At 59.1% G+C, this 23402-nt stretch carries 18 protein-coding genes and 1 tRNA gene; 3 read left to right on the top strand and 16 right to left on the bottom strand.

The genetic code is table 11. From position 1 onward, the window contains the following. Positions 1-24 precede the first annotated feature (24 nt). Positions 25-945 (bottom strand): LysR family transcriptional regulator, encoded by a 921-nt coding sequence (locus BK667_RS28620; protein WP_123599576.1) that lies wholly within the window; start codon positions 943-945, stop codon positions 25-27. 169 nt (positions 946-1114) lie between these two features. On the opposite strand from BK667_RS28620, the gene BK667_RS28615 reads away from it, so the two are divergent. Both BK667_RS28615 and BK667_RS28610 read left to right on the top strand, forming a co-directional pair. Next, complete coding sequence (locus BK667_RS28615; protein ID WP_123599575.1) at positions 1115-2398, top strand: aspartate aminotransferase family protein; 1284 nt, start codon at positions 1115-1117, stop codon at positions 2396-2398. A 207-nt stretch (positions 2399-2605) separates the two neighbouring features. Continuing rightward, the gene (locus BK667_RS28610) at positions 2606-2764 is read left to right on the top strand and encodes a YqaE/Pmp3 family membrane protein (RefSeq protein WP_007904205.1); all 159 of its coding nucleotides are present in this window, start codon (positions 2606-2608) and stop codon (positions 2762-2764) included. A gap of 132 nt (positions 2765-2896) precedes the next feature. Here BK667_RS28610 and BK667_RS28605 read toward each other — a convergent pair whose 3' ends face one another. The 11 genes from BK667_RS28605 to BK667_RS33150 form a co-directional block, all read right to left on the bottom strand. Beyond that, on the bottom strand, positions 2897-4723 hold the full coding sequence (locus tag BK667_RS28605; protein ID WP_123599574.1) for a S9 family peptidase: 1827 nt from the start codon (positions 4721-4723) through the stop codon (positions 2897-2899). Continuing rightward, complete coding sequence (pqqE, locus tag BK667_RS28600; protein WP_185058291.1) at positions 4689-5831, bottom strand: pyrroloquinoline quinone biosynthesis protein PqqE; 1143 nt, start codon at positions 5829-5831, stop codon at positions 4689-4691. The genes BK667_RS28605 and pqqE overlap by 35 nt, the downstream gene beginning before the upstream one ends. Before the next feature lie 4 nt (positions 5832-5835). Continuing rightward, complete coding sequence (gene pqqD, locus BK667_RS28595; RefSeq protein WP_123513081.1) at positions 5836-6111, bottom strand: pyrroloquinoline quinone biosynthesis peptide chaperone PqqD; 276 nt, start codon at positions 6109-6111, stop codon at positions 5836-5838. Further along, positions 6108-6860 (bottom strand): pyrroloquinoline-quinone synthase PqqC, encoded by a 753-nt coding sequence (gene pqqC / locus BK667_RS28590; RefSeq protein WP_123599572.1) that lies wholly within the window; start codon positions 6858-6860, stop codon positions 6108-6110. Before pqqC ends, pqqD begins: the two co-directional genes overlap by 4 nt. A gap of 128 nt (positions 6861-6988) precedes the next feature. Beyond that, complete coding sequence (pqqB, locus tag BK667_RS28585) at positions 6989-7900, bottom strand: pyrroloquinoline quinone biosynthesis protein PqqB (protein WP_123599571.1); 912 nt, start codon at positions 7898-7900, stop codon at positions 6989-6991. A gap of 73 nt (positions 7901-7973) precedes the next feature. After that, the gene (gene pqqA / locus BK667_RS28580) at positions 7974-8048 is read right to left on the bottom strand and encodes a pyrroloquinoline quinone precursor peptide PqqA (protein WP_009045898.1); all 75 of its coding nucleotides are present in this window, start codon (positions 8046-8048) and stop codon (positions 7974-7976) included. 157 nt (positions 8049-8205) lie between these two features. Beyond that, complete coding sequence (pqqF, locus tag BK667_RS28575; protein WP_123599570.1) at positions 8206-10629, bottom strand: pyrroloquinoline quinone biosynthesis protein PqqF; 2424 nt, start codon at positions 10627-10629, stop codon at positions 8206-8208. Between the two features lie 48 nt (positions 10630-10677). Next, positions 10678-11472 carry a carbon-nitrogen hydrolase family protein gene (locus tag BK667_RS28570; RefSeq protein WP_123599569.1) on the bottom strand — a complete coding sequence of 265 codons (795 nt, stop codon included), beginning with the start codon at positions 11470-11472 and terminating at the stop codon, positions 10678-10680. Between the two features lie 12 nt (positions 11473-11484). Then, a complete protein-coding gene (locus tag BK667_RS28565; RefSeq protein ID WP_123513073.1) occupies positions 11485-13167 on the bottom strand; it encodes a flavin monoamine oxidase family protein in 1683 nt (560 codons plus the stop codon). Positions 13168-13369: 202 nt separating this feature from the next. Further along, positions 13370-13831 carry an Lrp/AsnC family transcriptional regulator gene (locus BK667_RS28560; RefSeq protein WP_123513071.1) on the bottom strand — a complete coding sequence of 154 codons (462 nt, stop codon included), beginning with the start codon at positions 13829-13831 and terminating at the stop codon, positions 13370-13372. A 259-nt stretch (positions 13832-14090) separates the two neighbouring features. Beyond that, positions 14091-14441, bottom strand: coding sequence for a hypothetical protein (locus BK667_RS33150; RefSeq protein ID WP_148060167.1), 351 nt, complete (start codon positions 14439-14441; stop codon positions 14091-14093). A 470-nt stretch (positions 14442-14911) separates the two neighbouring features. On the opposite strand from BK667_RS33150, the gene BK667_RS28550 reads away from it, so the two are divergent. Continuing rightward, positions 14912-15388: a tyrosine-type recombinase/integrase gene (locus BK667_RS28550; protein WP_185058289.1), complete on the top strand. Its 477-nt coding sequence runs from the start codon at positions 14912-14914 to the stop codon at positions 15386-15388. A gap of 112 nt (positions 15389-15500) precedes the next feature. On the opposite strand, the gene BK667_RS28545 is transcribed toward BK667_RS28550, so the two are convergent. The 4 genes from BK667_RS28545 to dnaG form a co-directional block, all read right to left on the bottom strand. Next, a tRNA-Ile gene (locus BK667_RS28545) sits at positions 15501-15577 on the bottom strand. A gap of 15 nt (positions 15578-15592) precedes the next feature. Further along, positions 15593-19339 (bottom strand): bifunctional diguanylate cyclase/phosphodiesterase, encoded by a 3747-nt coding sequence (locus tag BK667_RS28540; protein WP_123513065.1) that lies wholly within the window; start codon positions 19337-19339, stop codon positions 15593-15595. Between the two features lie 122 nt (positions 19340-19461). Beyond that, entirely contained in the window at positions 19462-21312 is a 1851-nt protein-coding gene (gene rpoD / locus BK667_RS28535) for an RNA polymerase sigma factor RpoD (RefSeq protein ID WP_123599568.1), read from the bottom strand. A 67-nt stretch (positions 21313-21379) separates the two neighbouring features. Continuing rightward, positions 21380-23359, bottom strand: a complete 1980-nt coding sequence (gene dnaG, locus BK667_RS28530; protein WP_123513063.1) for a DNA primase — start codon at positions 23357-23359, stop codon at positions 21380-21382. Positions 23360-23402 lie beyond the last annotated feature (43 nt).

Genomic DNA, 23402 nt, shown 5'->3' with positions numbered 1-23402 from the left:
TTTCTTTTGCCTGAAGAAAAGTGCTCAGGCCATTGTTGCCGGGCCTTTCAAGCGGTCATCAGGCCCATTCAGGACTTCCTCCAGCAATGTCTGCAACAAGGCCAGCGAGGCCTGTTGCCGTTGCACATCTCGGCACACCAATCCAACTTTTAGCGGCACGCGCGGCTCGGTCAGCGGTTTCCACAGCAGTTCATGGTTGCCATGGGCCTGTTGCGAGCGCCCCGGCAGGACCGTGGCCAACCGGGTGTGGGGCAAGCTGTCGAGAATCCCTGCCATATTGTTCAGTTCGGCTTGCACCTGTGGCCGTCGCCCCAGGCTGGCCAGTTGCGCTTGCCAGATTTGCCGCAACTGGAACTCTTCGCCCAACAGCAGCATCGGCAATTCTGCCGCCTGACTCATGGAGACTTTCTTGAATTCGCGCAGCGGATGATCCGCCGGGATGACAAGGGTCAGTTCATCTTCGTACAGCATCACGCCGTGCAACCCTGGTTGACGGGGTGGCAGGTAGCTGATGCCGATGTCCAGAGAACCGTTGAGCAGGCGCCGTTCGATCTCTAGGCCCGTGAGTTCATAGATCTGCACCACCAGGTGCGGCTGCGCCTTGCGCACCCGTTCGAGCATCTGCGGCACCAGGCTGGTGTGGACGGTTTGCAACACACCGATGGCCAAGGTGCGCAGTGCCTGGCCCTTGAAGTTGCCCAACGCTTCCCGCGCCCGTTGCAGACTGTCGAGCAGGGGCAGCGCGTGGTTGTACAACGTGTGAGCCGCCAGGGTTGGCAGCAAGCGTTTACTGCTGCGTTCGAACAGGCTCACATCGAGGTTTTGTTCGAGGTGACGGATCTGCTGCGACAGCGCCGGTTGAGAGATGGAAAGTCGCTCGGCGGCCCGGCCCACATGGCCTTCTTCGTAGACCGCGACGAAATAACGCAGTTGCTTGAAATCCATAAGTAATGCTTATCGAAAATGCTGTGAAATCGAAATGGCTCAGCGCCGTGCCTGAGCCTAGTCTAACCGCATTCACAAGGCTTACAGGGCCGGAAAGCGCGATGAATACCGTTTGCCTCGATGGTGTTTGCATAGGAAAGACAAAAAACCTCAAACGAGGTTTTTTGGCATGAATCTGTTTAATTTGCGGCGCAATCCACCCAGTCTTGATGACTTGGTCATGGACGCTTCATTGCCGACCCGTAGTGACAACCTTTCCAGCGAGTGCCTGATGCCCAGTGTCGAGCGGCCCCAGCAGGTTTTTGTGCGAGGCCAGGGGTCGTGGTTATGGGACAGCGATGACCGCGCTTATCTGGATTTCACCCAGGGTGGCGGGGCCAATAGCCTGGGGCACAGCCCTTCGGTGCTGGTCAACGCGATCTCGGATCAAGCCCGGGCGCTGATCAATCCCGGTTTCGGCCTGCACAACCGCGGCATGCTCAACCTCGCCGAACGCCTCTGCGCCAGCACCGGCAGCGACCAGGCATATCTACTGAACAGCGGCAGTGAAGCCTGTGATGCGGCGATCAAACTGGCTCGCAAGTGGGGCCAACTGCATCGCGGTGGGGCTTCGCGGATCATCGTGGCCAACAAGGGTTGCCATGGTCGTAGTCTCGGGACGATTTCGGCGTCGGACAGTTCGACGCTGACCAACCGATTCGAGCCGCTACTGCCGGGTTTCAGCCATGTCCCGTTCAATGACCTTCCCGCACTGCACGCCGCCGTGGATGCCCGGACCGTGGCGATCATGCTTGAGCCAATCCAGAGCGAAGCCGGGGTGATCCCGGCGGACGAGCACTACCTCAAGGGCGTCGAGCGTTTGTGTCGAGAACTGGGCATCCTGCTGATCCTCGACGAGGTACAAACCGGGATCGGCCGCTGCGGCAACCTGCTCGCCGAACAATCCTACGGCGTGCGGGCCGATATCGTCGTGCTCGGCAAAGGCCTGGGGGGTGGCGTACCGCTGGCAGCGTTACTGGCCAGGGGCAAGGCGTGCTGCTTCGACATCGGTGAAATGACCGGCACCCATCACGGCAATGCGCTGATGACTGCGGCCGGCCTGGCCGTGCTTGGCAGCGTGCAGGACAGCGGTTTTCTCGATCATGTGCGCCAGACGGGTCAACACCTTCGTGAAGGCCTGCGGCGCCTGTCCCATCGCTACGGCCACGGCGAACTGCGTGGGCAAGGCTTGCTCTGGGGACTGAGCTTGTCCGACGATTCAGCAGACGCCGTAGTCAAAGCCGCCCTTAGCGAAGGCTTGCTGCTCAACGCCCCGCAACCCGACTGCCTGCGCTTCACCCCGGCCCTCACCGTCAGCCAAGCCAACATCGACGAAATGCTCCTGCGTCTGGCCCGGGCGTTTTCCCGGGTACGCACCGCACAACTGCAATGCCGCAAAGGGATCGCCGTCTGATCAGACCCGTCCTACACGAATTCCCGAACCGTCTCGCGGTAATTACGCATCGCCCCATGCCTGATACTTTTGGTGTGGGGCGTTTTTTTGGCTGCGGATTCATCGACATACCGGCATCAGGCCGAGATTCGGACTGAACCCTGACGAACGGCACAGGTCGATTGGTTGTGTGGCTTACACAAGCCAACTTCAATCAGGAGCTGACCCATGGACTTTATTCGAATCATCATCGCCATTCTGTTGCCGCCCCTGGGTGTGTTTCTGCAAGTCGGTTTCGCAGGCGCGTTCTGGCTGAATATTCTGCTGACGTTGTGCGGTTATATTCCGGGGATCGTGCATGCGGTGTACATCATCGCCAAGCGCTGACATTTTCGGCGTCAGGTAGATCGCTTTCGCGGGCAAGCCTCGCTCCTACGGGTTTTATGTCGTGCCGCAAATCGGGCTAACGACATCAATCCTGTAGGAGCGAGGCTTGCCCGCGAAGGGCGCGACGCGATCTCAGCCCTCGAGCGACATCACCCGCCGATAAAACAACCACTCCTGTTCCAGCGCATGCGCCTGGTTCCCCGCCTTACGAAACCCATGACGCTCATCCGCGTAGTAATGGGCCTCAACCAGAATCCCGTTGGCTTCCAGCGCCGTGACCATGTCGCGGGTTTGCTGCGGCACCACCACGGCATCCAGTTCGCCCTGAAAGAAAATCACCGGCACCGAAATATTGCTCGCATGTAGCAATGGCGTTCGTGCCGCGTAGCGCTCGGCATCCTGCGTCGGATCACCGATCAACCAATCCAGATAGTCGCCTTCAAATTTGTGCGTTGCCCTGGCCAGTGCAACCGGATCACTGACGCCATACAGGCTGGCCCCGGCGCGGAAGACCTTGTGAAAGGCCAGTGCGCAAAGGGTCGTGTAACCGCCGGCGCTGCCGCCGCGAATGAAGGCCTTGTCGCCGTCGATCAACCCGCGTTCGGCTAGATAGGCGACCACGGCACAGGCGTCTTCCACATCCACGTCGCCCCAGCTCAAGTGCAGCGCCTGGCGATAAGCCCGGCCGTAGCCGCTGCTGCCTCGGTAGTTGAGGTCGGCCACGGCAAAGCCCCGTTGCGCCCAATACTGGATGCGCGGGTCGAGCATCGGGTAGCAGGCCGAGGTCGGACCACCGTGGATGAATACCACCAGCGGCGGTTTCGCCTCACCGGTCATCGCCGGGTAGAAGAAACCATGGGCTTCGCCCGAACCGCTCGGGTAGCGCAGGGTTTGCGGTCGGCTGATTTGCTCGGCGGGCAGCGGTGCGATGCCGCCGGCCAGGACCTTGATCTGCTGCGTACCGCGGTCGATGGCAATTACCGCCGAAGAACTGATCGGCGAGCTGGCGATGCAGTAAATAAACCGTTCATCCAGTGCGAGACTTCGGAAGCGGCTGTAGTCCCCGGTGAAATCCTGCGCAGCGTCGCCGCACAGTCCCAGCCGGCCGAAGCCACCTTCGGTCCAGCTCGCCAGATAACGTTCTTCTCCCAGCGGCAGCCAAGTGCTGCCACCGAGTTGCCACGGCGCGGGACCGTGATCGGCAGCGGTGCTGGTCAGTGGGTTCAAACCCGCTGCCGATTCCACCCACGGTTGCCAATAACCGCCGCGATCCGTCAGGCAATACAAGCGGCCGCTGGCATCGAAGCGCGGCTGTTGCAGGGATTCGTGAGCCCGATCACCCGCCACGCAACGGGGTTGAGCAAAGCTGCCATCGTTCAGGCGTGCGGCAACCATCAAGCGGGTCGCGGTCCACGGCTGATCCGGGCGGCTCCACTCGATCCAGGCCAGGCGTTGTGCGTCAGGGCTCAACGTCGGGGCGGCGTAAAAATCCGCGCCCTCGGCCAGCAAATGACGCACACCGTCCGCCAGATCGATGGCCACCAAACGGTGCTGATCACGGTCTTCTTCAACCGCCAACACCTGGCCATTCGCAAACTGTAGATCGCCATAACGGCACTCAGTCGACGTCAGCACCTCGGGCGTCTCGCCCTTCAGCGATTGCCGATACAGTTGCTGGTCCGCCTCGTTGACGAAAACAATCCCGTCATCCGTCAGACAAAACGCCCCGCCGCCATATTCGTACACGCGACTGCGGGCACTGAACCCCTGCGGCGTCAGGCACTTGGCCTGGCCGTCGTGCCAGCGCCAGATCCGGCAAGCGGCGTCCTCGGGACGGTATTCGTTCCAGAACAAACCATGGTGGCCGACCAGCAACTCGGCAAAGTCGATACCGGCGGCGACGGCCCGGATGGCGCTGAAAGGTTCAGCTTTTGGCGATGAGGCGTGAGTTTCGTTCATTGCGAAAGGCCAGTTGTTCGATGGTTTGGGTCGCGTGCTCGGCTTCTTCGCGGGCCTGGAGAATCACGCCGTGATGTTGCGACTTGCTGCACACCGGGTCGGCATTGCTGGCATCGCCCGTGAGCATGAACGCCTGGCAGCGACAGCCGCCGAAGTCCTTTTCTTTCTCGTCGCACGAACGGCACGGCTCGGGCATCCAGTCGTAACCGCGAAAGCGGTTGAAGCCGAACGAGTCGTACCAGATGTGCTGCATGCTGTGGTCGCGCACGTTGGGAAATTGCACCGGCATCTGTCGGGCACCGTGACAGGGCAGGGCAGTTCCGTCCGGCGTCACTGTCAGAAAAATACTGCCCCAGCCGTTCATGCAGGCTTTCGGGCGTTCTTCGTAGTAGTCCGGGGTGACGAAAATCAGTTTGCACGGATGCCCTTCGGCTTCCAGTTTGGCGCGGTATTCGTTGGTGACGCGTTCGGCGCGCACCAGTTGTTCCTTGGTCGGCAACAAGCCGACACGATTGAGTTGCGCCCAGCCGTAGAACTGGCAGGTAGCGAGCTCGACGAAGTCCGCCTCAAGCGCGATGCACAGCTCAATGATGCGGTCGATTTTGTCGATGTTGTGCCGATGGGTGACGAAGTTCAGCACCATCGGGTAGCCGTGGGCTTTCACCGCGCGGGCCATTTCCAGTTTCTGGGCGAAGGCTTTTTTCGAGCCGGCCAACAGGTTGTTCACCTGCTCGTCGCTGGCCTGGAAACTGATCTGAATGTGGTCCAGGCCGGCCTTTTTGAAATCGCTGATTTTCTGCTCGGTGAGGCCAATGCCGGAGGTGATCAGATTGGTGTAGAAACCCAACTTGCGCGCCTCGGCGATCAACTCGGCGAGGTCCTGGCGCACCAGCGGTTCGCCGCCGGAGAAACCCAACTGCGCCGCGCCCATCTCCCGCGCTTCGCGGAACACCTTGATCCACTGCTCGGTGCTGAGCTCTTTGCCCTGCTCGGCGAAATCCAGCGGATTGGAGCAGTACGGGCATTGCAGCGGGCAGCGGTAGGTCAACTCGGCCAGCAGCCACAGCGGCAGGCCGATTTCCGGTTTGGGCGGTAACTTGTCTGACACGGAATCAGGCAAGTTCGATCCAGTGCTGAGCACGGGCGACCTCCATGAATTGCTCGATGTCTTCAGCGAGTTCGGGCACGCCGGGGAATTGCGCGTCCAACGTGGCGATGATCGCCGCGACATCCCGCTCGCCGTCGATCAAACCGCCAATCAGCGCGGCGCTTTCATTGAGTTTGATCATGCCTTCGGGGTACAGCAGCACGTGGCCTTTTTGCGCTGGTTCGTACTGGAAACGGTAGCCGGTGCGCCAGGTCGGGGTCTTGCTGCGATCGAAACTCATAAGGTAATTCCTTTATGCCAGACCCGTTGCTCGGTCACGCTGTGATACGGCGGGCGATTCAGCTCGTAGGCCATGCTCATGGCATCGAGCATGCTCCAAAGAATGTCCAGTTTGAACTGGAGAATCTCCAGCATGCGCTCCTGACCTTCCCGCGTCGTGTAGTGCTGCAAAGTGATTGCCAGACCATGCTCGACATCGCGGCGGGCCTGGCCCAGACGGGTGCGGAAATACTCATAGCCGGCCGGGTCGATCCACGGGTAATGCTGCGGCCAGCTATCGAGGCGCGATTGATGGATCTGCGGTGCGAACAGTTCGGTCAGCGAGCTGCTGGCGGCTTCCTGCCAACTGGCCCGGCGGGCGAAGTTGACGTAGGCGTCCACGGCGAAACGCACGCCGGGCAGCACCAGTTCCTGGGAGCGCAACTGATCCGGGTCGAGGCCGACGGCTTGGCCCAAACGCAACCAGGCTTCAATGCCGCCGTCTTCGCCGGGGGCGCCGTCATGGTCGAGCAGGCGCTGAATCCACTCGCGACGGATCTCGCGGTCCGGGCAGTTGGCGAGGATCGCGGCGTCTTTCAGGGGAATGTTCACCTGATAGTAGAAGCGGTTGGCGACCCAGCCCTGGATCTGCTCGCGGGTCGCCCGGCCTTCGTACATCGCCACGTGATACGGATGGTAGATGTGGTAGTAGGCGCCCTTGGCGCGCAGGGCGGCTTCGAACTCGGTGGGGGACATTGCGGTGTCAGTCATTTCGGTTCTCCGGGTAGGACCGGTGGTTCTTTGGTGTCTGTTCTGGCCTCATCGCGGGCAAGCCTTGCTCCTACAAGAGGGCAGCGCTAACCCGTAGGAGCAAAGCTTGCTCGCGATATCGCCATTGGCTACAACACAATACTCATGCCGTCATACGCCACTTCAACACCCCGCCGAACCAATTCCGCCCGCTGCGGCGAATCCTCATCAAGAATCGGGTTGGTGTTGTTGATGTGGATAAGCACTTTGCGCTGCTTGGGCAGTTGTTCCAGCACTTCCAGCATGCCGCCAGGGCCGTTCTGCGCCAGGTGACCCATTTCCCGACCGGTGCGAGTGCCAACGCCACGGCGCTGCATTTCGTCGTCATCCCACATCGTGCCGTCCACCAACAGGCAATCGCTGCCGGCCATGATTTCCAGCAGCGGCGCGTCAACCTTGCCCAGTCCTGGCGCGTAAAACAGCTTGCCGCCGGTGCTGAGGTCTTCGACGATCAGGCCAATGTTGTCGCCCGGGTGCGGGTCGAAGCGATGCGGCGAGTAGGGCGGCGCAGCACTGCGTAGCGGCAGCGGGGTGAAGCGCAGGTTCGGGCAGGCCGGGATGCTGAAACTCTGGTCGAGTTCGATGCGGTTCCAGTTCAGCCCGCCGTTCCAGTGGGTCAGCATGGTGAACAGCGGAAAACCGGTGCTCAGGTCTTCATGGACCATGTCCGTACACCAGACCTGATGCGGGCAACCTTCGCGCAGGCTGAGCAGGCCGGTGGTGTGGTCGATCTGGCTGTCCATCAGGATGATCGCGCTGATCCCTGTATCCCGCAGGGCACGGCCCGGTTGCATCGGGGCAAAGCTCTGAAGTTGGGCGCGGATGTCCGGCGAGGCATTGCACAGCACCCAGTTCACGCCGTCATCGGAAATCGCGATGGACGACTGGGTCCGCGCCTTGGCGTTCAGGCTGCCGTCGCGAAAACCTGCGCAGTTCACGCAGTTGCAATTCCACTGCGGGAAACCACCGCCGGCGGCGGAACCTAGAATCTGGACAAACATGGCCGCTCCATCATTTTGAACGCTGAAAATAAAAACGCCCCGGCAGACCGAGGCGCTGTACGGCAAGACAAACTTAGCGGCTTGCGAAGTACATGGTGACTTCAAAGCCGATACGCAGGTCGGTGTAAGCAGGTTTGGACCAGGACATAAAAGTGCTCCTTTCAGGTGGGTGAGACAGCTCAGACCTATACATATAGTCCACCTCCAGCCGGAGATGTTCAGATAGTTAGGTGGCTATGTTACTCAAAATTACAGAACCCTTGCCCGTGAAACTTTGAGAAAGCTAATTGCAGCGTCGGTAATGATCATTTTGCCACTTGCCAAGGCGCGCCCGGGCAAGCGGCGTTGGCCAGGCAGCGCCAGCCGCCTTCGGCGTTTCTCAAACTTTGTGCGGCGGCGAGCAGGGCTTGTCGGTCGATTTTTAAAATTGCTTCAGGAAGTTGCGTCAGGTAATCCGACGAGTGGCCGGCGAGCTTGGCCTGCCAGAGCAGTTCGGCGGCCTGGATGTTCGGTAACGTGGCGCTGTTGAACTGATCGGCGAGGGTTTGGCGCTGCGCGAGGTAAGTTGAGTCGTCGATGCCGTGGATCAGATCGGTCAATCCGCGCAGGAAGTGTTCGATGTGTTCCAGCAAATCAGCAGCAGCGACATTCGGTGATTGCACACCAAACAGCAAACCGGTCTGGCCGTTTATCTGGCGTAGTCCGCTGAACACCGCGTAACCCAGTTGAAGCTCGACCCGCAGGCGTTGGTAGAACGGCGTTTGGCTCAGGTGGGCGAGCAAGCGCCAGCAAGCTTCGTCAGAAATGTCCTGAGTGGCTGTGGGACAGAAAAGCAGCAGCGCGTGTTCGCTGGAGTCGGTATCGATTGTGCTCCACAGATGCTGCGCATAGATCGAGGTTGGCGGTGTCAGCTGACTGTCCGCCGTGCCGGGGATACGACTCAAGGCAACGCCCATGGCGGCTTGGGTCGGGGCGGACAGACCGATTGCCAAACCATCCCAACGGGCACTCGACCAGAGTTGTTGCAGGTCGGCTGACACGGCGGTGTGTTCAAGGCAACGCTCAGGTAACGCTTTGAGTAGCTGCCGGATCGGGATCAACGCAGGACTTGTCGGTTCTGCCCGTGGGAAATCGGCATTAAGTTCTGTCAGCGCGTGTGCGAGGACCTTTGGCATCGGTTCCTGCAGACCGGTCATTTTCAGCAACCATTCATTGCCTGATGCACTGAAGGAAAAATCGACACCGGCCTGCCGAGCGTCTTCGCGCAGTGTGCTTAGGTTGTTTTCCAGACTCGACTGCAAACGGCTATCCAGCGTAGCGTCCAGTCGCCAGCGCAGGTAAATCGCACCTTCATCGGTGTTGCCAGGCAACGCCTGACTGAACTGCATCGGCGAACGTTCGCGACGACTGCGGGAGCGATCCTGGGCAAACGTGCGCAAACCACGGTGGGCGCTGGTCTGGCCGCGGATCAGTCCGGCATTAGCGAGCGGTTCGTCGGCGCGCAAAAACGGGTTAGGCGCTGGCAATTGCCATTGGCCGGTGAAGTTATCCACAGCGCCGATCTGTTTCAGGACTTCTTTGAGGGCGCTAACCCCGTGTTCGGATAGCCCGGTTTCAAGTTGTTCAGTGTCCCGTTGTGCCAGTTGCAAGGCGCTGCTGGCTTGCTGTTGGCGTTGTAGCAGAGCCGCGTATTCGTCGCGCAGTCCGCTCCAGTCCTGTTGGGTGGCAAAGAACCCCAGCCAATCCATCAGTTGTTCACGGATCTCCGCCGGCGTTGCATTGGCGGGCAACTTGAATTCGATGTGCAGCATGGCTTGCCCGGCGAACTGATACAGCGGCGTGGCTTTGAGGCCGTCGGCCATGCCGCTGTCTTGCAGCTTGGCCAGCAGACCACCGGGTTTCGCGGCGTTCAGCCAATGGCACAGAAACGCCAGCGCTTCGGCTGACGAGTCGGGAAGCGCTTCGAAGGTGAACAGCAGGTCCAACCGGCTCTCGCTGGTCTGTTGATAACTTTTGTCGGAAGAATCCATCAGAGGAGTCGGCGATTGCTGTAGGGCATTTTCGCCCTGAGCAATAACGGCACCGAACGCCTCGGCCATCGCCCTCAACTCATCAAGACCCTGCGGCCCCACCAGACTCAACGTCATCTGACCGGTCTGATAAAACCGCTGATAGAAGTCTTTCAACGCCTGCTGAAAGTCGGGCTGCGACACCGGCAGGCTATCGCGATTGCCGGCATGAAACGCCCGCAATGGGTGCGCCGCCGATAGCCCATTGAACAGGGCGAGTTGCTGTTGCGCGGTCGCATCCTGGGACCAAGCCACAAACTCGGCTTGCAACACCTCCCGTTCCCGCAACTGATCGTCCAGGTTCATACGCGGGTGAGCGAGCATGTCTGACAGACGCTCCAACCCATCGGCAAAGGTCTGGGGCGGCAATTCAAAAAAGAAGTCCGTGGTGCGCTCGCTGGTTCGCGCATTCACTTGCCCGCCATGACCCTGGACGTAGGCCATCAGCCCCTGGCCCGTAGGAAAGCGCTCAGTACCCAGAAACAGCAAATGCTCAAGAAAGTGCGCCAGTCCAGGCCAGGCCAAAGGCACGTCATGACTACCGGCCGCGACCCGTAACGCTGCAGCACTGCGCTTCAAATCCGGGACATGACGCAGCGTCACCCGCAGGCCGTTGGCCAGGGTTTCAGTGTGAGGGCGAGGGTGATTCAACGCAGGCATGAGCACTTCCAGAGCAGAGAAGCGCTAATGCTAGCGGATAACGGTAACTCAGCGCTTGTTCAGGTCGCCATACAGCTCGGGACGGCGATCAATGAGGTAGCGATTGGCCGCACGGGAATCCACCATCAACTGCCGATCCAGCTCACCGACTATCAGCGCTTCATCCAGGCCAGCCTGGGCTATCCGGCTGCCATCCGGCGCGGCGATGCTGCTTTGCCCGCAATACTGGATTTCGCCTTCATGGCCGCAATAGTTGGCGTAAGCGACATAGCATTGGTTTTCGAAGGCCCGGGCGCGGACGGTGACGTCGGCGACAAAGTCGAAGGGGATCATGTTCGCCGTCGGTACCAGGATCAACTCGGCACCCGCCATGGCCAGGCGTCGGGCGTTTTCCGGGAATTCCATGTCGTAGCAGATCAGGAAACCGAGCTTCCAGCCATTGAGCTCCACCAGCGGGAAATCATCCCCACCGGCGCTGAACATCGAGTGATCAAGGTCGCCGAACAGGTGAGTCTTGCGGTAGTTGCACAAGCGCTCGCCATGGGCGTCGATCAGCTGCACCGAGTTGTAAATCTGGCCGTCCTCGGTGCGCTCGGGATAGCCATAAAGAATTGCAATCCCGGCGGTCTTCGCAATGCGCGCAATCTGTTGCGCCGACTCACCGTTGTGCACCTCGGCGAGGACGCTGACCGCGTCTACGCCAATGTTGTAGCCAGTCAGGAACATCTCCGGCACCACCAGCAAGTCGGCGCCTTTGGCCTCCAGCGCCAGTTGATGCAGGCGTTGCAGATTGCCGGCGACGTCCAGGGGCAGCGGTGGACATTGGTAAAGGGCTACGCGCATTTCGGATTCCTCTTACTCGGGTAGGGCGATCGGACCGATCTCGTTGAACACATCTCCTGGACCCGGGTTCTCGGCGTGAGTTTCACCGCCGAAGTGTTTCATGATGCCCCACACCGCGTTGAGCGAGGTCTGCACCGCGCCTTCAACCCAGGCTGGCGTCCACGAAACGTCGTCGCCGGCGATGAAAATCCCGCGCTGTTCGGCCGGCATATCGTCCTGCATGAAGTGCGCGTACATGCGCTGGTTGTAGCGATAGTGGCCGGGCAGGGCGCCTTTGAAGGCACCGAGGAAGTGCGGGTCGGATTCCCACGACACAGTGATCGGATCGCCGATGATCCGTGCGGCGATGTCGACTTTCGGGTAGATCTTTTTCAACGCATCCAGCGCCAGCTTCACGCGTTTTTCCACCGGGTGCGGGAGCATTTTCAGCGCGTCACTCATCCACGAGTACGACAGGCAAATCACCCCTGGCTTGTCGTCGCCGTTGTCGAACAAATAGGTGCCGCGGGTCAAGCGATCGGTGAGGGTCATGCTCATCAGATCGCGGCCAGTTTCCGGGTCCTTGTCCTTCCAGAAAGGGCGGTCGACCATCACGAAGGTTTTCGACGATTGCATGTAGCGGGTGCGGTCCAGGGCCATCCACATCTTTTGCGAGAACAGGGTTTCGTCGCATTCGATCTGGGTGGTCAGCAGCCAGCTCTGGCAGGTAGTCAGTACGGCGGCGTATTCGCGGGTGTCGCCATAGTTGTCGGTGACGGTGAAACGGCCGTTCGGTGCATGGGCGATTTTCTTCACCCCGGAACGTGGGGCGCCACGGTGCAACGAGCTGAGGCTGGTGCCTTCGGGCCAGTGCACGCAACGTTCCGGCACATGCCGCCAGATGCCGAGCGGTACTTGCTCGACGCCACCGACCACCAGGTGTTGGTGATCGTCGCAGTTGGTCATCACCACGCGGAAGATTTCCAGCATCGAGTTCGGGAAGTCCGAGTCCCAGCCGCCGGTGCCGAAACCGACCTGGCCGAACACTTCGCGGTGATGGAACGACAGCTTGGCGAAGGCTTTGGAGGTGGCGACGAAGTCGTAGAAGGTGCGGTCATCCCACAGCGGCACGAGGGTGTTCCACAGCTCTTTGAGGCGCGGCACGTCGCGGTCGCGGATCGCTTGCTGGATCTCTTTGAAACGCGAGCCGTCTTCCAGAGCGTCGGCCCAGGCGTCAGCCACTTCCTGAAACAGTGCAGGAAGATCCGACAGTTTCTGTGCGTAATGGGTCTGGCCTTCCAGATCGATCACCGTACTGCCCGACGCAGGTGTCAGCGGGTTCGGGAACGGTTTGGTTTCCAGGCCGAGTTTGTCGACGTAGTGATAAAACGCCGTGGACGACACCGGGAAGCGCATGCCACCAAGCTCGGCAACGATGCCTTCGGCGCCGTTGAACGCCTGGGAGCGCAGACGGCCGCCCATCTTCGAGGCTTCGTAGACGACGGGTTTGAGGCCCAGTTTCATCAATTCGTAAGCCGCCACCAAACCGGCAATCCCGCCACCGACGATCGCCACTTCGGCGCCGTGGTTGTGCTCGGGAATACTGCCCAGACCGGCCGGGTGCTCGATCCAGTCGTCGAAGGCGAAAGGAAAGTCCGGGCCAAAAATGGTGACTGGCTTTTTACCGTCTGCAGGATGGCGATTGTTCTTGTTCATGGCTGACCTTGCTGGCGACCCGACGCGGGATGCGCGTCTGAGTATAGGAAAAGATGGCAGCCATTCTAGAGAGCATAGAACACGTTAATAAGACGCAATGTGTCGTCGTTTTGCCAGTTTGCTGATCAATATGACGATCTATCGCTACACATCGCCCCTGTAGGAGCAAGGCTTGCCCGCGAAGGGGCCCTCAAATACAACGCTAAACCGGCTGCCCCCGATCAATCTTGCTACTCAAGATGATCGAAGTCGTCGTCTTCTCCACCCCGTCCACGCTGCCAATCTGATCCAGCAACTGATCCAGCTGCTCCGGCGAATCGGTGCGCAACCACGCCACATAATCAAACTCGCCACTCACCGCACACAATTGCTGCACCTGAGCCATCGCACTCAGCCGCCGTAACACCTCCTTGCCGGAGCGCGGTTGCACGGTGATCCCGACATACGCCTGCAACCCGCCATCCACCACCCGCTGACCCAGACGCACGCCGTAACCGGTGATGATTTTGGCTTTCTCCAGCCTTGCCAGGCGCGAAGTGACGGTGGTACGCGCGATGCCCAATTGCCGGGCCAGCATGGCCACGCTTTCACGGGCGTTGATCTGCAAGGCTGCGATTAGTTGGCGGTCGATTTCGTCAAGAGTGGGTGGGCGGGTGTCAGGCAAAGGTCATCTCCAGCAACACAAATCGGTGGGTTGGCATGTTACAGACACATCCCACACTGCGCTCGTGGTGGTTAATTACGCTGATCGCGTACGCGTTGCCTCAGTAACGTCTGAATGGCAGGTATTAAAAAGCCGCGCAATTGCGCGGCTTGTTCGTCAGTGTCTAAGGTAAACGTCTGAATCGATAAAATAATAGGGCGGGAAAAACAAAAACAAATGTGCCCCTATTCTATTTCCTCTGTTCCTGTATCAATTTTTATTAGGTGTGGATCTTCGCAAATGTGACATTGCCAATGGAAGTACCATTTTTGGTCACGGTACCATACAGCCTATTAAAGGTTCTATCATCTGATTTGAGCTGAAAACTGAGAACCCCACGACTAAAGCTAATGTTGGAGTCGGGCGAACCGTAAGACGTATATTGAAAAATTCCGTTTGCTATTGGGCCTTGATTTAATGCTATATCTATGGGGTCGCTACTTGATCCTCCGTAAGTTCCTTGCAGTTGTCCTGTTGATATATCAGCAGACGTAATTATAAGCGTCCTATAAATGCCATCTACTGCTTGCTGAGTATTGTACTTAGCCTGTAGTGCAGGTTCTTGAGGCATGCGAGTATCTCCTGAGAATTAGTTGCGTAAAGGGCAGCGAAGGATGCCATCTGCCTACGTTTAGACTAAGTTCACTTTTTGGATATCGCACCTGTCAAGATTCACAGTTTTTTATATTGTTTGGCTATGGTCTGCGGATTAAGAGGTTATTTAGTCCGCTCTTGTTATTGGATTTTCTGGCTAGCTGCCCGCCCCCACTCCCCGCTCAACCCACTGCGCCTACTGCATAACAACGGTGTTTCCGATACCAAAGGTCTTCGAAAGGCTGGCCGCCTCCAGTCCGACGCAAAGCCCCATCATTTTCAGCAACTGGCTGCCGCTCAACCATCGGACTCATCCGTCCGGTTCACTGACGAAAAGTAGTAAAGCTCATAGTTATCTGCAATCCAGCCTTGTTTGCCAATAAAGTGTTGGCAAACAAGGTATCCGCGAGGAGTGGCCAGCGTCGCGATTGAGGTGCTGGAGATATTTTGCGTCTACTGACGCGGCGTCACCCAAGAACTCCATGGAGGGCATTTGTCGATAACCAGCAACCAGGAATACGTGACGACGTTGCTGAGTTCCGAGGTGTGTCTGTCTACGGGAAAACGTTGGGGGAGGCGGAGGGGATACTGCTGCGTCAGGTACGCAACAAGTTCATTCTCTTCACTAAGGCCAAGTCCAGGAAGAATCGGTCGATTCCAATTTATGACGGCCCGTTTAAGTGCTTGCAAAAGGCGCTACCCTTCAAACATTCATATGATGCCTTCCGTCGTGCTGTCGATGCTGTAGAGCTTGAGCCGTCGACAGGGAAACTGACGCATGTGCTGAGACATACCTTTGCCAGTCGTTACATGAGTAAAGGCGGCGACATCCTCACCCTGCAAAAAATGCTTGGACACGCCACGTTGGCGATGACCCAAAAGTACACACATTTCAGTCCTGGATACATGGCCGGGGGTGGTTAACCTAACCCCATGGCAAATCAAAATGGACACTTTGACTTTCTCGACCAAAAAAACACGTCGAAAAACTGAATACGAAAAACGATGAAAGCCGCGCAGTGCGCGGCTTTGAGTATGGTGGGCCCAGTAGGACTCGAACCTACGACCAAGGGATTATGAGTCCCCTGCTCTAACCAACTGAGCTATAGGCCCTCAGTAGGCCGCGGATTATAGCGACGGTTTCTCGGCTGTGCTATCCGAAAAATCCGATACGGCTATACGAAGAAACGTCGCGGCGAATTCTTCGGGCGGTAAGGGCAGGCTGACGATGTAACCCTGGATCTGTTCGCAGCCCTCGGCAGCGAGGAATTCCTGTTGGGCCTGGGTTTCGACGCCCTCGGCGATGATGGTGAATTGCATGCTGCGGCCGAGGGCGATGATGGCTCGCACAATGGCCGCGTCGTGGGGGTCATCCGGCAGTCCGCGGACGAAGGACTGGTCGATTTTGAGGATGTCCAGCGGCAGGCGTTTGAGGTAACTCAGGGACGAATAGCCGGTGCCGAAGTCGTCGATCGCCAGTTGAACGCCCAGGCGTTTGAGTTGGTGCAGCACCGCCAGCGCTTCTTCGGCCTGGCTCATGATGAAGTTTTCGGTAATTTCCAGTTGCAGAAATCCGGGCTTGAGGCGGTTGTCCTTGAGCAGTTGTTCGATGCGGCCGAGCAGGTTCGGTTGGCGCAGTTGCGCGCCGGCGAGGTTGACCGACAGGGGGCCGAGGCTTTCGTAGAGCTGATTCCATTCGAACATCTGCCGGCACGCGGTCTCGAGCACCCAGTCACCGATCTGCAGGATCATGCCGTTTTCTTCGGCCAGGGGAATGAAGTGCTCCGGTGGTACGTCGCCAAAGGTCGGGTGACGCCAGCGAATGAGCGCTTCGGCGCCCACCAGGCGATGGTCGTCGAGGCTGATCTTCGGTTGGTAGAAGAGGTGCAACTCATTGCGCTCGATGGCGCGCCGCAGTTCGTGTTCCAGGGCCACGCGTTCGCTGGCCTGGGCGGTGAGGTCGCGGGTGTAGCTTTCGACCCGGTTGCGGCCCTTGGCCTTGGAGCGATACATCGCTGCATCGGCGTTCTTGACCAGGGTGGCGACGTCGCAGCCGTCCTTGGGATACAGGCTGGTGCCGATGCTCGCACTGATAAAAAACTCGTGCTCGCCGGCCTGGAACGGCGCGGCGAAGCAGTTGAGCAGTTTGGTGGCGATATGATCAGCATCGGTGGCTTGCTGCAAGCCGGGCAGCAGGATGATGAACTCGTCACCGCCCAGGCGCGCCACGGTGTCGATGTCCCGCAGTTGCTCCTTCAGGCGCACGGCGATGCCTTTGAGCAGCAGGTCGCCGACCGGGTGACCGAGGCTGTCGTTGATGTGTTTGAAGCGGTCGAGGTCAAGGAACAGCACCGCGCCCTGGCCGCCGTTTTCCTGCTGGTTGTTGAGTGCGGTCAGCAGGCGGCTTTCGAACAGCGTGCGGTTCGGCAGGCCGGTGAGCGGATCGTGGTGGGCCTGGTAATCGAGCTTGGCCTGGGCGTGCTTGAGGCTGGAGATGTCCGCGAACACCGCGACAAAGTGGGTGATGAATTTATCGCGGTTGCGCACGGCGCTGATGGTCAGCCAGCTCGGGTACAGCTCGCCGTTTTTGCGCCGGTTGGAGATCTCGCCTTGCCAGTGTCCTTCATCGGTCAATTGATGCCACATGGCCGCGTAAAAGGCGCTGTCATGCAGGCCCGAGGCAAGCAGGCGAGGCGTGTGGCCCAAGGCTTCGCTCTCGCTGTAGCCAGTGATTTCGGTAAACGCACGGTTGACCGCACTGATGTGCTGTTGGGTGTCGGTGATCAATACACCTTCGGCGGTGCTCTCGAATACGGTGGCGGCCTGTTGCAGTTTTTCCTGCATCAGGTGCCGCTCGGTGATGTCCCGGGCGATGGTCAACATGCAGTCTTCGTCGCCGATCGGCAGCGGACGGCTCGACACTTCACAGAGGCGGATCTGCCCGTCATTACGGCGGATGTGGCAGCTGAAATCCCTGACGAAACCATCCCGGTGCAACAAGTCGAGCATCTGTTTGCGTTCGTTCAGATTGACCCAGATGCCCAAGTCCAGCGCCGAGCGATCCACCGACATCGCGCTGTTGAAGCCTGTAATGCGGCTGAAGCCCTCATTGACCTCCAGCAGCAGGCCATCGCTCTGCCGGGACAGCAGCAAGCCGTCAGGGGAGGCGTGGAAGGCCTTGGCGAACTTCTCCTCGGAGGTTTGCAGCTGTTGCTGGGTTTCCTTGAGCTGACTGATGTCCCGCACCACCACGACCAGCGCGGGCGTGGTGTCGAGATCGAAGGGTTCGGCGGAAATCAGGCCGGTAAACACTTGGCCGTTGTTGCGGCGAAAGGGCATTTCCAGGTTGCGGATGCTGCCGGCCTGCAACCGTTGCAACAGACCCGGCCCCACGCCCGGAATACCCCAGATGTTCAAATCGGTGGCGGTCTGACCGATGACCTCTACGGCTTTGATACCGATCTGCTCTTCAAACGCTTCGTTGACCTCCAGCAGGCAGCCATCGGAAAGCCGCGCAATCACCAGGATGTCCGGGCATTGCTGGAACACGGAAGCGAATTTCTGTTCTGAGAGGCGCAGCGCCTCTTCGGTGCGTTTGGCGTCGCTGATGTCGATCATCAGCCCGCGCAGTACCGGTTCATGGCCGTGCTCGATCAGGCTGACGATATCGCGCACCCACAGACAGCGGCCATCCGCCGTGATGACCCGATAGTCGACGCTGTGATCGCGCCCGGCCAGCACTTCGTGATCACAAAAGGTCTGGGCGCGGGTCAGGTCCGCCGGGTGGATGATGTTGCGCCAGAACCCCGGAATCAGCCAATGGGACAGGGGATAGCCGAGCAGATCTTCGGCGTGGGGCGACACGTAGCTGTAGGTGAAATCGCTGATCCGCGCTTCCCAGGCAATGGCCGACAGGCTCTCCACCAGCCCGCGATAGTGGTATTCGCTGCTGCGCAGTTCCTGTTCCAGGTCGATGCGCCGGGCAATTTCCGAACTCAGTCGGCGGTTGATCCGGATAACCACCGCCAGCACGATCATCAGCAACAGCAAGCCCGGCAAGCCGTAAACCAGCAAGTCCGACCAGAATGTCCGATGATCCAGGACGTTACCGACCCAATGCTCCTGAATCGTGCTGATTTCGCTGGGGCTCATGTCCGCCAGGACTTTATCGATGATGCCGACGAGCATTTTGTTTTTCGGCGGCACCGCCATGGCCAATTGATAACGATAAGGCGTTTCGCCGCTGACATAGAGCCCATCGAGCTTGAGCTGACGCAGGCTCCAGACGCTGGAGGCCAAATCACCGACCACGGCGTCCACTTCATCGGTGGCCAGCGCCTGCAACGCGGAGCTGACGTTGGGCATCGCCACCAGGTTCAGGTCCGGGTGGTGGGTGCGCAGCAGCTCGTGGGGTGCGTAGTTTTCCACGACGGCGATTTTCAGGCCGTACAGGTCCTCGATTTTGCGCGGCTGGGCACCGCCGACATGGGCGAGGATGACAATCGGAAAATCCAGGTAGGGGCGGGTGAACGACAGGTAAGTCTGGCGTTCGGGTGTCGACATGATGCCTGGCAGCAGGTCCAGCTTGCCCTGTTTGACCTGTTCGAGGACGACCGTCCAGCTGACCGGCTCGATGGGGGTGAGCTTGATGTCCAGGCGTTGGCGGATCACGTTGATATAGTCCGCCGCCAGGCCCTGATAACGGCCCTGTTCGTCGCGAAACTCAAATGGTGGCCAGGACGCGTCGACGCCCAGACGCAAGTCCGGGTGAGCCGCCAGCCAGCTACGTTCTTCGTCGGTCAGAGTCAGCGCGCCAGCCGTTGCGGTCCAGGTCATCAGCGACAGCAAAAAAAGCACGGTCGGCAGTCTGGGCATAACGGTCTCGTTATGGCTCGGGAGAATGTTTCGAGTGTAGACGGGCAATTCGGCGGGAGGGTAGAGCGGGGGATTTAATCTGCATAAAGCAAAACCCCCGGCCTGGGCCGGGGGTTTTGTGATCACTCGTCGAGGAAGGAGCGTAAATGCTCGCTTCTCGTCGGGTGGCGCAGCTTGCGCAACGCCTTGGCTTCGATCTGACGAATCCGTTCACGGGTCACGTCGAACTGCTTGCCAACCTTCTCGAGGGTGTGGTCGGTATTCATGTCGATACCGAAGCGCATGCGCAGAACCTTGGCTTCACGGGCAGTGAGGCCGGAGAGAACTTCGCGAGTCGCTTCTTTAAGGCTCTCAACGGTAGCAACATCGATTGGCGACTGCATGGTCGAGTCTTCGATGAAGTCACCCAAATGGGAGTCTTCGTCATCACCGATCGGGGTTTCCATGGAGATCGGCTCTTTAGCGATCTTCAATACCTTGCGGATCTTGTCCTCAGGCATTTCCATGCGTTCGCCCAGCTCTTCCGGGGTCGGTTCGCGACCCATTTCCTGCAACATCTGCCGGGAAATACGGTTGAGCTTGTTGATCGTCTCGATCATGTGCACCGGAATACGGATGGTGCGGGCCTGGTCGGCGATCGAGCGAGTGATCGCCTGACGGATCCACCAGGTGGCATAAGTCGAGAATTTGTAGCCGCGACGGTATTCAAACTTGTCTACCGCTTTCATCAAGCCAATGTTGCCTTCCTGGATCAGATCGAGGAATTGCAGGCCACGGTTGGTGTACTTCTTGGCGATCGAGATCACCAGACGCAAGTTCGCTTCAACCATCTCTTTCTTCGCGCGGCGGGCCTTGGCCTCACCGATCGACATGCGACGGTTGATGTCCTTGATCTCGGCAATCGTCAAACCGGTTTCGGTTTGCAGCGCGATCAGCTTTTGCTGGCAACGAATGATGTCCGGTTGCAGGCGACCAATGGCTTCGGCGTATTTGCCTTTGCCTTTGGCCAAGCCGTCGGACCAGCTTTCGTCGACTTCGTTGCCCGGGAACTGGCGCAGGAAATCGGCACGCGGCATGCGCGCATCACGAACACAGAGCTGCATGATCGCACGCTCTTGCTGACGCAGACGATCCAGGGCACTGCGAACACGCTCGACCAGGCCTTCGAATTGCTTCGGCACCAGTTTGATCGGCATGAACAGCTCAGCCAGCAGCACCAGTTCGGCAATCGCCGCCTTGTTGCCACGACCGTGCTTCTTCAGCGCCTTGCGGGTGATTTCCATCTGATCGGAGACAGCGCCAAAACGCTGTGCTGCGATGACCGGATCCGGACCGCTTTCGGCTTCTTCTTCGTCGTCGGTGCTGGCTTCAGCTTCCTCGTCGTCGGTGTCGTCATCCGCTTTCACGGCTTTCGGATCGACAGGCGGCGGCACTTCTGCAGCAGGCGGCGCAATGCCGTCGTCCGGGTCGATATAACCGCTCAGGACGTCGGACAGGCGGCCACCTTCGGTGGTGACGCGAGTGTATTCGGACAGAATGTGGTCAACCGTGCCAGGGAAGTGCGCAATTGCGCCCATCACTTCACGGATGCCCTCTTCAATACGCTTGGCGATTTCAATTTCGCCTTCACGAGTGAGGAGCTCTACCGTACCCATTTCACGCATGTACATGCGCACTGGGTCGGTGGTGCGACCAATGTCGGTTTCGACCGCTGCCAACGCTGCTGCTGCCTCTTCGGCCGCGGCTTCGTCAGTATCGGCGTCGGCCAGCATAAGGGAATCCTTATCTGGCGCAACCTCGAATACGTTGATCCCCATGTCATTGATCATGCGGATGATGTCTTCCACCTGTTCCGGATCTGAAATATCCTCCGGCAGGTGGTCGTTGACCTCCGCGTAAGTCAGGTAACCCTGCTCACGACCAAGTGTGATCAACTCTTTGATACGAGACTGCTGTTGCGCTTTTCCGGACATAACACCCTATCCACTGAAGGTCTTGGCGGGCAAAAAACAAGCCGAGGATTATACCTGAGCTATGACCTCACGCGCCAGTTGAGGTCGGGGTTGATACAGCCATATTGCGTTTTAATAGGTCGCGCATCTGATTTGCGATCTGATTTGCTTCCTCCGCGGTCAGTCCTGGCTGCCTTGCTTTCCTGATTAGTACTTCCAGGCTATCTGTGTGTTGCGTTGCCGATAACCTAGTAATGGTGTCTAAAAACTGTTGTTCAAGGTTGTCACCGTCAATCAGCCATTCCTTTTCCGCTAATGCCTTGAGCAAACGCCCCTGTTCGGTCCCGTGCCAACGGGCCATCAGCTGGATTGAGTTTAGCTTAGGATTTTTTTGCACGGCTTCGATCAGGGCTACCAGCAGCTGAGCGTAGGTATTGCTCTCATTGGCGAAGTGGTCGGCGGTTTCTACCTTGCCGGCCAGATCCGGGTGATGGATGAGCGTGCGTAGCGCGATCAGGGTTGGAGCTTCCACCGCAATCGGTGTGCGAGGGGTGCTCGGTTGATCGCGGTCGCCGCCACGCTTGCCATTCTTGTCCCAGGGTTTCTTGTCCCACTTCTTGCCGCCGGCGCCGGGTTTCTTCGGCGTCCACTCCTGCTGCGGCGCGTACATATCTTGTGCTTGAGGCTGATGGTAGTCGCTGTAATCCGGCATGGCGTCGTAATCCATGCCAGGATCGTAGGCCGGCGGCGCTTCCTGAGGGGCGCTATGCACCAGCTGGCTCACGGCTTCGCCGGTCAGGCCGGTGATTTCGGTCAGCCGTTGACGCATCAGGATGCGCAGATTGGCGCCCGGGACTTTATCGATCAGCGGTGCAGCCAAGGTGGCCATGTGGGCCTTGCCTTCGAGCGAGCGCGGGTCTGATTCCGCGGTCAGTTGCTCAAAAAAATAATCGGCCAGCGGTTGAGCGTGCTGATTGATCCGCGCGCGAAAGGCGTCAGTGCCTTCGGAGCGGACCAGCGTATCCGGGTCTTCGCCTTCGGGCAGGAACAGGAAGCGCGCACGCCGCCCGTCCTGCAGGCAAGGCAGCGCTGCTTCCAGTGCGCGCCAGGCAGCATTGCGGCCAGCCTGGTCGCCGTCGAAACAGAACAGTACGTTGGGCACGACGCGAAACAGCCGCTTCAAGTGCTCTTCGCTGGTGGCAGTGCCCAGGGTCGCGACGGCATTGCGCAGGCCTTGCTGGGCGAGGGCGATGACGTCCATGTAGCCTTCGACGACGATAATTTCGTCGAGGTTGCGGTTGTTCTTGCGTGCTTCATACAGGCCGTAGAGTTCCTGGCCTTTATGAAATACCGGGGTTTCCGGTGAGTTCAGGTATTTCGGCTTGTCGTCGCCCAGCACGCGGCCGCCGAAGGCAATGATGCGCCCGCGGCTGTCGCGGATCGGGAACATCACGCGATCGCGGAAGCGGTCATAGCGTTTGCCGGTTTCGGCGTTCTCGATCAGTAGGCCGGCATCGACCATGGCTTTCTGTTGCAGGGTGTCGCTGCTCAAGTGCTTGAACAGATTGTCCCAGCCGGGCGGGGCGAAGCCGAGGCCGAAGTCCCGGGCGATTTCCCCGGTGAGGCCGCGCCCTTTCAAATAATCCACGGCGGCTTTTCGCGATGGATGGCTTTTCAGCGCCTGGCGGTAAAAGTCGGCGGCGGCGGTGAGCAGCGGGTACAGCGGCGAATCGGTCGGCTGCCGCGGTTTGTGCGGGCGGCCGCTTTCTTCGCGGGGGATTTCCATGCCGGCGGCTTTGGCCAGTTCTTCGACCGCCTGGACGAAATCCAGGTTGTCGTGGTCCATCATGAAGCCGAGGGCGTTGCCGCCAGCGCCGCAGCCGAAGCAGTAATAGAACTGTTTGTCGGGGCTGACGCTGAAAGACGGGGTTTTCTCTTTGTGGAACGGGCAGCAGGCGGTGTAGTTCTTGCCGGCTTTTTTCATTTGCAGGCGCGAGCTGACCACGTCGACGATGTCGGTGCGGTTCAGAAGGTCGTCAATAAAGCTCTGGGGAATTAGCCCGGCCATGGCGTTCTCGTCATCTGCGCTGAAACGGATCCAAAACGAACGG

The sequence above is a fragment of the Pseudomonas frederiksbergensis genome (genome assembly GCF_003732705.1).
Lineage (GTDB): Bacteria > Pseudomonadota > Gammaproteobacteria > Pseudomonadales > Pseudomonadaceae > Aquipseudomonas > Aquipseudomonas frederiksbergensis_F.
This window is presented reverse-complemented; position numbering and strand designations above follow the sequence as displayed.

Bases quoted from the DNA above. Each gene is read 5' to 3' on its own strand.
- BK667_RS28620 (WP_123599576.1), bottom strand. From the start codon at position 945: ATGGATTTCAAGCAACTGCGTTATTTCGTCGCGGTCTACGAAGAAGGC.
- BK667_RS33150 (WP_148060167.1), bottom strand. From the start codon at position 14,441: ATGCCTCAAGAACCTGCACTACAGGCTAAGTACAATACTCAGCAAGCA.
- pqqF (WP_123599570.1), bottom strand. From the start codon at position 10,629: ATGCCTGCGTTGAATCACCCTCGCCCTCACACTGAAACCCTGGCCAAC.
- BK667_RS28610 (WP_007904205.1), top strand. From the start codon at position 2,606: ATGGACTTTATTCGAATCATCATCGCCATTCTGTTGCCGCCCCTGGGT.
- rpoD (WP_123599568.1), bottom strand. From the start codon at position 21,312: ATGTCCGGAAAAGCGCAACAGCAGTCTCGTATCAAAGAGTTGATCACA.
- BK667_RS28615 (WP_123599575.1), top strand. From the start codon at position 1,115: ATGAATCTGTTTAATTTGCGGCGCAATCCACCCAGTCTTGATGACTTG.
- pqqC (WP_123599572.1), bottom strand. From the start codon at position 6,860: ATGACTGACACCGCAATGTCCCCCACCGAGTTCGAAGCCGCCCTGCGC.
- BK667_RS28540 (WP_123513065.1), bottom strand. From the start codon at position 19,339: ATGCCCAGACTGCCGACCGTGCTTTTTTTGCTGTCGCTGATGACCTGG.
- pqqD (WP_123513081.1), bottom strand. From the start codon at position 6,111: ATGAGTTTCGATCGCAGCAAGACCCCGACCTGGCGCACCGGCTACCGT.
- BK667_RS28565 (WP_123513073.1), bottom strand. From the start codon at position 13,167: ATGAACAAGAACAATCGCCATCCTGCAGACGGTAAAAAGCCAGTCACC.
- BK667_RS28570 (WP_123599569.1), bottom strand. From the start codon at position 11,472: ATGCGCGTAGCCCTTTACCAATGTCCACCGCTGCCCCTGGACGTCGCC.
- dnaG (WP_123513063.1), bottom strand. From the start codon at position 23,359: ATGGCCGGGCTAATTCCCCAGAGCTTTATTGACGACCTTCTGAACCGC.
- pqqB (WP_123599571.1), bottom strand. From the start codon at position 7,900: ATGTTTGTCCAGATTCTAGGTTCCGCCGCCGGCGGTGGTTTCCCGCAG.
- BK667_RS28605 (WP_123599574.1), bottom strand. From the start codon at position 4,723: ATGAACGAAACTCACGCCTCATCGCCAAAAGCTGAACCTTTCAGCGCC.